Source organism: Paenibacillus diazotrophicus (assembly GCF_042610465.1).
In genome coordinates this window covers 1,317,946-1,331,114 of the sequence record NZ_JBGJZN010000001.1, presented here as the reverse complement: position 1 = coordinate 1,331,114, position 13,169 = coordinate 1,317,946, and the positions used below count along the sequence as shown (strand labels likewise).

General features: G+C 48.4%; 13 protein-coding genes. 4 read left to right on the top strand and 9 right to left on the bottom strand.

Going from position 1 to position 13,169, the window contains the following annotated elements:
* The first annotated feature begins 153 nt into the window (after positions 1 to 153).
* Positions 154 to 951 (top strand): GNAT family N-acetyltransferase, encoded by a 798-nt coding sequence (locus ACAN54_RS06050; protein WP_379151774.1) that lies wholly within the window; start codon positions 154 to 156, stop codon positions 949 to 951.
* Positions 952 to 992: 41 nt separating this feature from the next.
* Here the strand turns inward: ACAN54_RS06050 and ACAN54_RS06045 are convergent, their stop codons facing one another.
* The 7 genes from ACAN54_RS06045 to ACAN54_RS06015 form a co-directional block, all read right to left on the bottom strand.
* Entirely contained in the window at positions 993 to 2,462 is a 1,470-nt protein-coding gene (locus ACAN54_RS06045) for a putative amidoligase domain-containing protein (protein ID WP_379151771.1), read from the bottom strand.
* Positions 2,463 to 2,610: 148 nt separating this feature from the next.
* Positions 2,611 to 3,168 carry an outer spore coat protein CotE gene (locus tag ACAN54_RS06040; protein WP_379151767.1) on the bottom strand — a complete coding sequence of 186 codons (558 nt, stop codon included), beginning with the start codon at positions 3,166 to 3,168 and terminating at the stop codon, positions 2,611 to 2,613.
* Between the two features lie 268 nt (positions 3,169 to 3,436).
* Positions 3,437 to 4,468 (bottom strand): HD-GYP domain-containing protein, encoded by a 1,032-nt coding sequence (locus tag ACAN54_RS06035; RefSeq protein ID WP_379151764.1) that lies wholly within the window; start codon positions 4,466 to 4,468, stop codon positions 3,437 to 3,439.
* 247 nt (positions 4,469 to 4,715) lie between these two features.
* Positions 4,716 to 5,693, bottom strand: coding sequence for an aromatic acid exporter family protein (locus ACAN54_RS06030; protein WP_379151760.1), 978 nt, complete (start codon positions 5,691 to 5,693; stop codon positions 4,716 to 4,718).
* A 162-nt stretch (positions 5,694 to 5,855) separates the two neighbouring features.
* On the bottom strand, positions 5,856 to 6,692 hold the full coding sequence (locus tag ACAN54_RS06025; RefSeq protein ID WP_379151758.1) for an ABC transporter permease: 837 nt from the start codon (positions 6,690 to 6,692) through the stop codon (positions 5,856 to 5,858).
* Positions 6,689 to 7,468, bottom strand: a complete 780-nt coding sequence (locus tag ACAN54_RS06020) for an ABC transporter ATP-binding protein (RefSeq protein WP_379151755.1) — start codon at positions 7,466 to 7,468, stop codon at positions 6,689 to 6,691. Before ACAN54_RS06020 ends, ACAN54_RS06025 begins: the two co-directional genes overlap by 4 nt.
* A gap of 208 nt (positions 7,469 to 7,676) precedes the next feature.
* Positions 7,677 to 8,684, bottom strand: coding sequence for an ABC transporter substrate-binding protein (locus ACAN54_RS06015; RefSeq protein WP_379151751.1), 1,008 nt, complete (start codon positions 8,682 to 8,684; stop codon positions 7,677 to 7,679).
* 375 nt (positions 8,685 to 9,059) lie between these two features.
* Here ACAN54_RS06015 and ACAN54_RS06010 point away from each other — a divergent pair, with 375 nt between their 5' ends.
* On the top strand, positions 9,060 to 10,793 hold the full coding sequence (locus ACAN54_RS06010; protein WP_379151748.1) for an alpha-amylase family glycosyl hydrolase: 1,734 nt from the start codon (positions 9,060 to 9,062) through the stop codon (positions 10,791 to 10,793).
* Here ACAN54_RS06010 and ACAN54_RS06005 read toward each other — a convergent pair.
* Positions 10,783 to 11,295 carry a hypothetical protein gene (locus ACAN54_RS06005; protein WP_379151745.1) on the bottom strand — a complete coding sequence of 171 codons (513 nt, stop codon included), beginning with the start codon at positions 11,293 to 11,295 and terminating at the stop codon, positions 10,783 to 10,785. The genes ACAN54_RS06010 and ACAN54_RS06005 overlap by 11 nt on opposite strands.
* Before the next feature lie 290 nt (positions 11,296 to 11,585).
* Between ACAN54_RS06005 and ACAN54_RS06000 the strand changes: the two genes are divergently transcribed.
* A complete protein-coding gene (locus ACAN54_RS06000; protein ID WP_036687997.1) occupies positions 11,586 to 11,825 on the top strand; it encodes a hypothetical protein in 240 nt (79 codons plus the stop codon).
* Between the two features lie 143 nt (positions 11,826 to 11,968).
* On the opposite strand, the gene ACAN54_RS05995 is transcribed toward ACAN54_RS06000, so the two are convergent.
* Positions 11,969 to 12,109, bottom strand: a complete 141-nt coding sequence (locus ACAN54_RS05995) for a hypothetical protein (protein ID WP_379151741.1) — start codon at positions 12,107 to 12,109, stop codon at positions 11,969 to 11,971.
* Between the two features lie 328 nt (positions 12,110 to 12,437).
* Between ACAN54_RS05995 and ACAN54_RS05990 the strand changes: the two genes are divergently transcribed.
* Complete coding sequence (locus ACAN54_RS05990) at positions 12,438 to 13,064, top strand: FMN-dependent NADH-azoreductase (protein WP_379151738.1); 627 nt, start codon at positions 12,438 to 12,440, stop codon at positions 13,062 to 13,064.
* Positions 13,065 to 13,169: the final 105 nt, after the last annotated feature.

Here is a 13,169-nt window from a genome sequence, read left to right as displayed (position 1 = left end):
TTGAAATGGTATGCTTTTGAGAGCTGATGCAGTAAAATCACTATAATTGATAAGCTTATATCCTAAAAATGGACGGGAACCATCTGGTAAAACCTCAACTCGGCTTTGTAAGGGGTTAAGGATGCCAAAGGATGATCAAGGGAGGAAAACAGAATGATCCGTAGACTGGAAGAGGCCGACCGTGGGGCGCTGATGTCGCTGTTAAGCAAGGATCCCGCAATAAATTTGTACATTATCGGGGATGTGGAGAATTTCGGGTTTGAACAGGATTTCATGGAACTCTGGGGTGAGTTCACTGAAGCTGATGGCAAATTAATTGCCGTATTGCTGAGGTTTTTTGGCAGTTTCCTGCCTTATGCGGACGGCCCTTTTGATGCGGCAGGATTTGCGGCGCTGATGAAGGAGAGCAAGAAATTCGAGATGGTCTCCGGTTCTGCGAAGGTGGTTACGGCAGTTGCCGGGCATTTGAACTTCCGGATAGAGAAACAAATGAGGTTTGCCGAGCTACGCAAGCTGAACAGCATAGTACATACATCCACAGTAACATCACATGTTATTAAAAAGGCTACCGTTGACGATGTGGAAGCTGTCTGTTCGCTTACGGATCAAATTGAGGAATTCATGAGCAATACGGACGATTCGCGTAGAAGCCTGCGAAAAACACTGGAGACCGGAACCGGCCGGACCTATTATATCGAACAGAATGGCCAGGTAATTGCTACGGCCTCCACTTCAGCGGAAAGCTCCATGTCAGCAATGATTGTTGCTGTTGCCACCCATCCTGCATACAGGGGACAAGGATTGGCCAGTCAGGTGGTGGCCCGCTTATGCACAGACATAAAGGCAGAAGGCATCACGCCTTGCCTGTTCTACGACAATCCTCAGGCTGGTCTGATCTATCACAAACTGGGTTTTCAGGATATCGGCTTCTGGACGATGTTATATATGTGATGAAAGCTTAGTTCAGATTCTGGATTCAGGATAATGAATTATTAATTTAGACAGGCACCTGCGGACATTCCTCCTGGAGCGTTCACAGGTGTTTTTTGGCCGGACCAAAGCTCACGGATATCGCGTGACTCATCCCAGGTCTGTTCTGCAGCAATGCAGCTGAACAGCGGCTCAATATAACGAGCGGCCTGCGCATAGCCAGGCAAAGCGCGAAGCTGAGCTGCAAGCGGCGGGAACGCGGCGCGCAGCGGGGGTTTGTCGCCGCTGTAGTAGGCGGCGTGCAGGTCTTCCCGGTCGAGCGGGCGCAGTCTCAGGTCTTCATAGCGGCTCACGATCAGGTGAGCCAGGAAGACCGCTCCCTTCGCGATGACCGGGGACACCAGGAAGCTCGGCAGGGTCCGGTATTCAAAGCCGCCATGCGGCTGAAGCCGGAAATCGCCGAGCCCCCCGTATCTGGGACGCCGTGCCGCTGCACGGGTGTCCTCCAGAAGCATCAGCGGCAGCGCGAGATAGTTGTCGAGCGCCCGCAGGAGCGGCGCGCACAGCGTCACGCCGCTGAAGTGCAGGTGGCCGCCGAGGGCCCAGCCCGTCAGCGGCATGCCTCCCGCCCGCCAGCGCAGCGAGCGGTCGGCGATGAGCCGGTCCGCCGTACGCGCGGCGGACATCAGCTGCGCCAGCAGCGCGCGCGGTTCCCCGCGCGGCGCAGGGCGCAGCTCAGCGACCGGGAACGTGCCCCGCGTTCCCGGAGGCCCGGCGTCGCAGCCGGCGACGCCGTCCGTGGGCAGGTACCGCGACGCCGGCACGACGCGGCCCGTGAATTCCCGGAGCAGGAGGAACTCCGGGTCCATGCCCAGCAGCAGCCCTGGACGGCCGGGCTGCTCCAGAGCCAGTGCGCGCCTCAGTGCCAGCGATGCTGCGCGGTAAGGCTCCGGCAGTTCCCCGCCAGGGGCCGCCGGAAGCGGAATAACCTTGAGAACCCTATAGTGACGGCAGCCCATGGCTTCCAGCAGCAGCTCTCCACTGTCCAGCCCGAGACTGTACAATGTCTTTATCGCTGTATCTCTTATCTTCCCCGCCGCACCGCGTCGCTGGCCGGAGGAGGCAGAACTGACAGATGATCTGCCGGAAGCTGTCCCCGCTACTGCACCGCCGCTCTCCCCCGTTAACTCCCTGGACCATTCTCCATTTGGTAGGACAACACGCGCCGGTCCTTCCTCATGGCCGTCCATCTCCATACCCCTGGTCGACATGGTAACCTTTAACCCCGGCAATGAAGCCGGCTTCATCGCTGCCCCTGTCCCCAGAGGCAGAATTTCCAGAATCGTCAGATTAAATACACGGACCTTATAGAACTGTCTGTACAATTTTGCTCCCGGTACATTTTCGTATGTATTCTCGCCAGATCCTGCACTGCCGTTTTGCGTAAGCAAAGCTTCCAGTCCGATGCGCCGAAGCCTGTCTTCCCGCTGGGCAGCAGATAATTGCAGGAAGACCTGAACGCCCTCATTCATCACTCAGCCTCCTCTTGGATTCTTCAAGCCTATGCATGGAGATAAATAAAAATAAAAAAGGAGGGCATCCGCCCTCTCGCCGCCACCCCCACAACATATAATGGATCATAACCCACCGATATTCAGTGGGCAGCGGCGATCCTCTTCCTTACAGTTCATCATCCAGGGCGTCAGGGTCCAGATCATCATAATCGAAGCTTTCACCCTCAAAGTCATAATCCTTGTCTTCCGGATCATCGCTCTGATCGGTCACAAACACGCGAACCTTGGTCTCAGCCACCAGTTCCGCTTCGAACTCCCGCTCCACACGCAGCGTCACACTTCCTCCTCCAGGAGACACACCTGCTTCCACACAGTTGGGTTCCTGCGTTGCCTCCGCAGATACCTCGACTGTGGAAGCGCGGTGTCTGGGATCCAGGTATGACAGTGGAATAAGCTCCACATAAGAGACCGTTTCCTTGGCTACCTCGGTCTGCTTATTTTTGTCATACGAATACCAGATGTTCACATCGTAAGTACCAATTACTTCGATTCCGTTCCCGGCGGCAACCGCTTCGTACTGGTGGTTGATAATCCAAGCCCCCAGAATACTCGTCGGATGGTGTGGCGGAGTCACGGTATGGGTTGCTGTAGAGAACTTACGACCTTTGCCGCAAATTGCCTTCGTAATGATCTCCCTTGTTTGACGTTTATGGCTTAATGACATCTTTGAACCTCCTCCATACAATCATTCACTATCAAGTGTATGCACGTTCTGGGCATTTGTTGATTGTTAGAGTATAAATAAATTTGGGTAAGCCCTCCAAGCTGCTGCCCGGCTGGGTCTTGCTACATTTTATTGATGAATTTGCTTAGATATGAGTACATAATCGAAATCCTGCCCAAGAAATGAATCACCCCATCTTAAATAGGCAGACTCCCAGATAGTCCCGATCCGCATAAAAACCCCCGCATGTGCTCTGCGGGGGTCTTTATCATCCATTTGATTGTGGTAGGACTCGAACAATACCAAGGGTTCTGTGCTTGCTGAGATCAATGAATTCCTCACCGATATTGACTAGCGGGCGAAGCGGATCATGCGCCAGAATCATGATGATTTTACCAATCTGCCCGTCTGTCAACAACACGTCGTTGCCTATCATGGATTGCATAAGTTTATTGATAAACACACTGCAAATATAGGGATCGAGCTTGCCGAAAGAGTTATCCTCCATCTGCGTAAGCACTTCATATAAGGGTGCGGCAGAACGGTAATACCGGTCTGAAGTCATTGCATGAAAAATATCCGTGACGGCTACTATCTTGCTGAAATCCGTAATCCGGTGTCCCATCACCCCGAACGGATAGCCGCTGCCGTCCATTCTTTCGTGGTGCTGCAGTGCAACGAGTGCCTGCATATGCGACGTCCCCACTGTATCCCTGATCATCTCATAGCCGAGTGTAGTATGTTTTTTCATGATGGCCAGTTCCTCGTCATTCAGGGGACCGGGTTTGGTTAGGATTTCGGCTGGAATCATAACTTTTCCGATATCATGAAGAGTTGCGGCAATAGTCAGCATCCCCAGCTCTTCCGGGCTGAGCTTAAGCCACCTGCCAAGAAGCGTTGACAGAATACCTACGGCAACATTATGTCTGTATGTATAGTCATCTTTAGTCTGCAGCGCAGCCAATATCCCGTAAAAATCATTTTTCTCACTGACCTGCTGGATAAAAGGAATGACTTCATTTCTTAGTTCCAGCATTGGCAGCCGCTTGCTTTTGGTATAACGGAACTGCTCAAAAATATTCTCCATAGCTTCTGTACAGTCATCCACCGCCAGCTGATAGAAAGCCTCACTGTCCAGCTGGAGCACATCATGCGGCTGAAGAATGATCCGATGCTGGGTAATCAGACGGATATGCTCTGAGCTCAGTAATGTCATAGCGGGCAATACAAACACACCGTTGTGATTAAAAAGATTGTCTATAAGCTGTTTGCCGATATATTGTTCGTTGCTGTTGTTCATCTTTCTCACCTGCCAGTGCAGAATTCACAAGATGTGAATAAGCTGCGTAATTTGAAATCTGTGCCGCTCCATTCAGCTTGATATTATAGGATATCCTGGCTTTAGAGCATGGTGAATGCAGCACTAAATAAGCAACCGCTGTTTTGCTCCTATATCTCTTATCGTTATTTCCCACCAAAATATGAATACCTAAAATTTCCCTTCAGAGGACGGTAACATCATTTGTCTACGGCTTACCTAGTTTCATTTAGCTAGATACAGGCCGTTTCACCGGTTTGATATCGACCGGCATCTTATACCTTTTGGCAATATTCAGATACAGGGAGAGCTCACGGCATAATTGCAAAATCGCTGAACGGACCTCGAATTCATCCCGCGTTTCAGGCAGATCCATTTTTTGAAATTCCTGTTCCAGCAGTGCCAGCAGTTTTTCTGTCCGGCCCGTATATTCTTCAGCCAGCACATCATTGCTGAGTTGATCGAACAGGTCTGCAACCATATCCCCGTGTGGCAGCTGACGGTAGACTTGAGAGAGTAGCTGCATCATGTTCTGAATGGATTCAAGCTGTTCCTTGCGCATATAAAAATAGACATTCCAGGCTTCATCCGGATGAATCACATGATTCTCCATTTCTCTGGAGGCCGCTGTCAGTCCCCGCTGCACTGCTTCATTTGCTCCAATCAGTTCCTTACCGTCCCATAGATATCCCGGGTCACGGAGGGTTCGGGCCATCTGTGTAAAAATGACCGAAAAATAACTATCTACCTCTTTACGAATGGCAGCAATGACACTGCCGGTCTGAGGCATATAGATCAAATTAATCAATCCGGCAGAGCCCAGGCCGACAAACAGGAGCTCGATCTGTTGTAGCAGAACATGTACCGACAGCTCAGCTTGTCCAAAAACACGGAACACAATAACGGAACTGGTAACGATCCCCTCCTTATAACCGGATTTTACAATCATCGGGAACCCTACCAGGACATACATCCCTAGCACCCAGTAATGAAACCCAAGTAAATAAAATAAAATACAGCCGAAGAAAAGTCCGACCAATGAGGCAAGAAACCGCGCAGTAATCGTACGGAGGCTCCTTTTGCGGGTGGTTTCCACACCCAGAATCGCCAGCAGACCCGCACTCTGCGCGTTCGGGATGCCCACAGCGGCTGCCAGCAGGATCGACAGCAGTGTCGCAGCCGCTGTTTTGATAACTCGAAATCCCATGTAAATACCTCTCCTTGCGGTCTTTGTAAGTCAGGCGGCTCCTGGCTGGCTTCATGAGAAGCATAACCCGGTCACGCCAGCTTAACAGGTTGGCAATCATGTTCAGGTAAAGATATAGACATGGTACAAGATTTTGCGGAGCTGCACAATATGACATGTTTTTCATCGTCTCGACAAAAGCAGCTTCTCTACATATACTACCAGCTGATACATGGCTGTAGCCACAGCGGCAATAATCAGCAGACTGGACATCACGAGCGTGAAATTGAACACCTGAAATCCGTAAATAATCAGATATCCAAGGCCGGATTTGGCCGCCAAAAACTCGCCAACAATCACACCCACCCAGGACATGCCAACATTCACTTTCAATGTAGATACAACCGTGGGGAAGGAAGCCGGCAGAATCACCTTATTGAACACCTGCACCCGTGAGGCTCCAAACGACTTTGCCACCTTCACCAGATTCGGATCCACGCTGCAAAAGCTGTTGTACACCACAAGTGTTGTAATAATTACAGTGATAGACAACGTTGTTACCACAATCGCCGTAAAGCCCGCTCCGAACATCACGATAAATATCGGCCCCAGCGCCACTTTAGGCATACTGTTAAAGACGACCATGTATGGATCAAGTACTGCCGATAAAAAGGGCGACCACCAGATGATTATGGCAAGAAGAGTGCCTAATAGTGTCCCAAGTACGAAGCCTACCACCGTTTCACCAACGGTCATACCCAGATGTGGCCACAGACTTCCACTGATCATATCACTCCAAATTTGCCGGAAGACCTTGGTGGGGTAGCTGAACAACAGCTCATCCAGCCAGCCCAGTCTGGCGCCAGCCTCCCAGAGCACAAAGAACAGGACAAGCAGACTTCCACGGACTCCTATTACACGGGCGCGCCATCGCCGTTTTTTCTTTTGATATTGGGCATGACTCTCTTCAAGCCACAACTGACGGGAGGCAGCTAATTCTATTTGTTCAACCGATTTCATAGACCTTCCCTCCCCGCAAGTTCCATTTCCTTCCACACTTCATGAAAAAGCTCTGCAAACCCCGGCAAGTCCCGCGCATATAGAGGAGGTGTACGCCTGATCGCTTCGGGTACAATAAAAATCTTGCGGATTTTGCCGGGATTCGGCTGCAGGAGGATCACCCGGCTGCTGACTGCAATCGCCTCAGACAGATCATGAGTAACCAGAATAGCAGTAGTTCCGCGGCTGCGCAGAGTTTCTGAGACCAGATCCTCAAGCTGCAGCTTGATCTGATAATCCAGCGCAGAGAAGGGCTCATCCAGCAGCAGCAGCCCAGGGTCTGTAGTAAGCGTCCGTACCAGCGCCACCCGCTGGCGCATCCCTCCTGAGAGCTGAACCGGATACGTATGCTCTTTGCCGGCAAGGCCCATTTCAGCAAGCAATTCTATCGTTTTCTTCCTGGATTGCTCGTTCAAACTTCCGGTGAGCTCCAGTCCCAACAAGGCATTATCCAGAATAGTCCGCCACGGAAAAAGATAATCCTGCTGCAGCATATACCCCACCTCAGGTGAAGGGCCGCTAACCGCATGTCCGTTCACAGATACAGCTCCCCGCGAGGGCTGCAGCAGTCCGGCGATGATCGACAGGAGCGTGGTTTTGCCGCAGCCGCTGGGTCCGACCAGACTGACGAACTCGCCTGCTTCCACGTTCAGACTGAAATTTTCGATGGCAAGCGACGCCTCACGATCCCCCAAATAGGCATGCGTCACTTCCTTTAACTGCACAATGGGAAGCATATCACCCCTCCTAAAAGTTTTGTAAGCATCTGCTTCTGTGATCTCCTTCGTACAAAACTCGCTTCGTAAGCATTAACTTTAGTTTTGTAAGCATCTGCTTCTGTGATCCGCTTCGTACAAAACTCGCTTCGTAAGCATTAGCTTTAGTTTTGTAAGCATCTGCTTCTGTGATCTCATGCTTAAGTTTTGTAAGCATCCGCTTGCTCAATTACTTCACACTAGCTTCGGCTTTTTCAGCAAAATGGTTATTGACGATCTTGGTTACAGGAACACGTTCCTTCAATTCTCCGGCATACTCCATAACATCCAGCAGATTATTCCATTCTTTATCGTCGATGACCGGATTTACGGCATACGTATCCTGTTCCTTGTAGCGCTTGACCGCAGAAATCACAATATCCCTGTCAGTTTTTTCAAAGTAAGGCATAATCGCATCAGCAATTTCCTCAGGGCTGTGCGCCTTCACCCAAAGCTGTGCCCGCTGGATGGCATTTGTATATTTTTGCACGGTATCGCCGTTTTTGCTGATATAGCTTTGTTTGGACATAAAAACCGTATAGGGCAGATATCCGCTCTCCATTCCAAAAGAAGCAACGACCTCTCCGCGCTTCTCACGCTCAAATATGGAAGCCGTTGGTTCAAAAAGCTGCACATAATCCCCCGTTCCTGAGGCAAAAGCACCCGCAATATTGGCAAAATCAATATTTTGGATCAGTGTGAGGTCCTTTCCCGAATCGATCCCCTTCTGCAGCAGGGTAAATGCACCTGCCATTTGCGGCATCCCGCCTTTTCTCTGGCCCAGAAATGTACTCCCCTTCAATTTGTCCCATTGGAAATCCGAATCCGCTTTACGTGCGAACAGGAATGTGCCGTCCCTCTGTGTAAGCTGTGCAAAATTGATGACAGGATCATCCGCTCCTTGCTGATAAACATAGATTGAGGTTTCAGATCCTACGAGCGCCACATCAATCGCCCCCGATAGCAAAGCTGTCATCGTTTTATCTCCGCCTGGAATGGTCTGCAGTTCAACCGCCAGTCCTTCGTCTTTAAAGAAATTCTGCGACAATGCCACATATTCAGGCGCATAAAAAACCGAACGGGTAACTTCACCGACTTTAACTTTCACCTCAGCCGAGTCTCGTTCACACCCGGCGAGCAGAGAAAAACATAGCGGGATGATCATGAGCGACAATGAAATTTGTTTCCTGATATTCATCCTTCATTCCCCTTTCTTTCAGGGTCTTCGCCCTTGATTAAGCATATGCATCTGCCTAAAGAATGGTTAACTGACATGAAGTATATCGTTTGCACTCTAATCAAGCGTTATTTGACTGTTCTTCATAGTGGTTTTGATGTAGTCTTTTCATTTTCTCAGCAAAATCTGTTAATAAGCTCAGAAAAATGAAAGAATACCGAGATAACCGTAGATATTACGATCTATAGCCTGATATTCCGTATTATTAGTGGTTATTTAATCGTTCACACATTGTGCAAACGTTTTACCAAAAACATTTTATCTACTATTATATTTGTAAAGCGCTTACCAAAATACATACTTGGATTAGTAATCCGTTTGGAAGGGGAATCATTAATGACTCATTTATTCAAAACAACCCATAGGAAGCATTTTCTGTCTGCCGTTGCCCTTGCCGGGCTCTCTGCTGTTCTGCTTGCAGGATGTTCAGGAGGCAACGCCTCTGAAGCCAACATCACCTCCCCCACGAGTACAGCTGTCACCGGACCGTCAGCTTCTATCGGCTCTGAATCTGCTGCATCGCATTCTCCATCCCATTCATCTATCTCCTCATCCGTAGCGGTTGATGAACAGCCGTCCACGGTTTTTTATGAAATTTTTGTCCGTTCGTTCTATGACTCGGATGGTGACGGGATTGGTGATCTGAAGGGTATTACGGAGAAGCTCGACTACCTCAATGATGGTGATCCTTCAACCAAGGACGATCTGGGAATAGGGGGCATCTGGCTGATGCCTGTAAACCCCTCACCCAGCTACCACGGCTATGATGTCACTGATTACCGCAGCATTAACCCTGATTATGGAACTATAGAAGATATGCAGACTCTAATCACTGAAGCGCATAAGCGTGGAATCAAGGTCATCATGGATCTGGTGGTCAATCATACTTCCAAAGAGCATCCATGGTTCGTAGACTCGGCTAAAAATCCGGATGGAAAATACCGTAACTGGTACATATGGGCAGAAGATCAACACCGGCCTATAAGCGGAACAAGTGCAGCGGGGAGCGGTAATCCGTGGCATGAACTTTTAGGCAGCCATTACATGGGCACATTCTGGGATGGGATGCCGGATCTGAATTTCGATAATCCGCAGGTTCGGACTGAGATGGAGAGTATCGGAAAGTATTGGCTAAAGCTTGGGATCGACGGTTTCCGTCTGGATGCCGCGAAACACATCTACGAGGATCTGCTATCCGATAAAAGTGCAGCCACAACAGCAAAAAACGTAGCCTGGTGGCAAGAGTTCCGTCAGTCCATGAATGAGGTTAATCCTAAGGCTTATATCGTGGGTGAAGTTTGGGAGAATTCTGCTGTTTCCGTCGGAGCTTATCTGGATCATGCTTTCGATTCCGGGTTCAATTTCGGATTGGCCGAAGCCCTGGTGAACTCTGCCGCAACAGAGAAAGACAGCGGCATTGCTTTTACACTTGAACGGACCTATAAGCTGTATTCCCAACTTTCTGAAGGTGCTTTTACAGACGCTATCTTTCTGACCAACCATGATCAGAACAGAGTAATGAGTCAACTGCAGGACCAGCCCCAGCATGCCAAAATGGCCGCGTCCATGCTGTTGACCCTGCCCGGAAACCCTTTTATTTACTATGGTGAGGAAATTGGAATGCTTGGTGTCAAACCAGACGAGGGGATCCGCGAACCCATGCGCTGGACAGCAGGCCAACCATCCGGTGGACAGACTACATGGGAGCTTGATAGCAATAACGATGCCGGGTCAGATGTCAATGTTGAAAGTCAACTGAATAGCAGTGATTCCCTGCTGGAACGATATCGTCAGCTTATTTCAGTTCGAGGTGAACTGCCAGCGCTGCGGAATGGGGACATTCGTGACTATCCTTCTGGTCAAGCGGGCGTAATGTCTTTCGAGCGGATCACTTCTGCACAGCAAGTCTTGGTTGCCCATAACCTGACTGGTGAAGCAGTATCTATTCCTATCCGTCCGGGAACCGGCGAACACACTTATAATAAAATTATACAAGTAATTCCTGGCACAGCCCGCTTGAATCAGGGGATCCTCACAGTTCCACCTTATACAACTGTCATTATGGAGTAGACAATGGAGATGGACAGACTAACCACTTATGTAATATAGAGCAAAGCTGTGGTCTTGTGAGCGGGGCAGCATTCATCCAGTCTTCCGAGCTTCTGGAACTGATCCGGATCAGCCAACCGCCGGCAGCATCCTCCAGATAGGAGGCCCGCTCAAAAGTCCAGTTGCATTTGGTACGTTTACATAACCTCAGCTCAGCAGCAGCGTTAGAATGTTTCATTGCCTTAGCCAGCAAGGAGGCTTGTTCTACATCACCCGTTTCGGCAGCCAGTCGTTCAGATAAAAAGTATAATGTGAACGTATCCGCATTCTTTTGAAGCTTCTCATACTTGTGTTTTGATATCATCAGAGCAGGCATTTTCGTATCCAAATCCTCTGTCTGCTGAAAGCAGTTCATCAGATAATAACAAGCGCGCTTAATCTCTTCCGGTGTTTTGAGTTCACAGCTGAAAGCATCGGGATCTTTTAGATAGAGTATCAGTGTTTCATCTTTGTTGGCCAGCAAGCATAAATCCTGTACATATTCCCCTTCACGAAACTCCAGACGGCATATACGGTCCGCTAAAGCCCCCTTTTGCAGCACCTCCCGTACTCTCGCATTACAAGATGTTTCAGGGAACAGAAAATGCGCTAAATGTAACCTATCATGGATATTCACATCAATGTATCCTTCCCGGATAAGGCTTCAGCTATAAAACTTGTAATCTTTATGTTATCATAAGCTAATTTTAAGGTAAAATTAAGAAAGCAAGGGTATAGTCAATATCATGAAATACTTGTAGCGAGGTGATTTCAATGAGAATGCTCATCACATTTCAGAACAAGCTTGTACCTGTATACTTCACTACAGAAAACAAACAACCCACTCAAAAAGTACTTCGACTGCTTAACAGCACGCTTGAACTCAAAATTCAAAAGGGCAAAAGCGCCCTGCAGAAATGTTTGAATTCTCTGATTAGTATCGAAATTAAAGGTTCTGAAGCTATATTGCACAGTTACAGTGAAAATGATTCATTGGCCTTGTCCCTCTATTAATAGAGGGATTTTTTTTGTTTACGGAATACCCGCCTATACATAAGGACACTGGAAAAAAAGCATAGAAAAAGAGCGAATTCCTATCCAAGGAATTCGCTCTGCTATATATATATCGGGCACAATTTTTCATGGGAGACATGAAGCTAACTGATCCGGTGAATGGATGTCTTCTCTTGTTTTTCAGCTTTCTGAATCCGCAGCTTGAACAGCTTCACTAGGTTGCGCCGGGTATGCTCTTCGTGACAGCTGTCCAGTTTTTTTATAATAAAACGGTCAATGGACATGTCAATCGCTCCTTTGGTTTGGATTCCTTTACAGCTATAGCAGAGAGGAAATCATTTCCTGCACCCTGTAACACCTATATAACCGGGTCTCTGTTTCCTTAAACCTGTCCTCCAAAACGCAAAAAAACCAAGCGAATGACGCAATTACTATATATTGAGTCTAGATAGCCCAAACGATTCAAACGGCCTGGAGATATGGTAGCGATGCAAAGAATAGAGTCTTAATGTCGAACAAAAAAAATTTTAATCGACGGATATTTACAAACAAATAATTAAATGCTATATTAACGTTAGTTAATAAATAAACGATATTTAAGGAGAAATCATAATGTCAAATGTACTTTTTATCAAAGCAAACAACCGTCCTGCAGACCAAGCAGTAAGTGTTCAACTGTATAACGCGTTTCTGGCAAGCTACAAGGAAACTCATCCTAACGATTCAATTACCGAGCTGGATTTGTTCGCTGAACAACTTCCATACTATGATAATACCTTGATTACAGGGATGTACAAAGCTGCCCAGGGCTACGAAGCTACTCCCGAAGAAGCTGCAGGCGCTGCTGTAGTAAAAAAATATCTTGATCAATTCATGGCTGCAGATAAAGTAGTCTTTGCTTTCCCGCTGTGGAACTTGACCGTTCCTGCTGTACTGCATACTTACATTGATTACTTGAGCCAGGCTGGTACAACCTTTAAATACACTGCAGAAGGTCCCGTTGGACTTGTGACTGACAAAAAGGCAGTCATTCTGAATGCCAGAGGCGGTGTTTATTCTGAAGGTCCAGCTGCTACTGCTGAAATGGCTGTGAATTATGTAGCTGGTATGCTGAACTTCTGGGGCTTCAAGGAAACTACTCAGGTTATCATCGAAGGACACAACCAGAACCCGCAGCAATCTGCACAAATCATTGCAGACGGCCTGCAATTGGCTAAAACTGCAGCTGCATCATTCTAAGTTGAGAGACATCTCCCCTTTTACATCATCCGGACTTTTATTTATATATAGTTAGGCGGAGTATCATAAGCCATCTTCGCCGGACAGTAATCAAGGGACCCATAC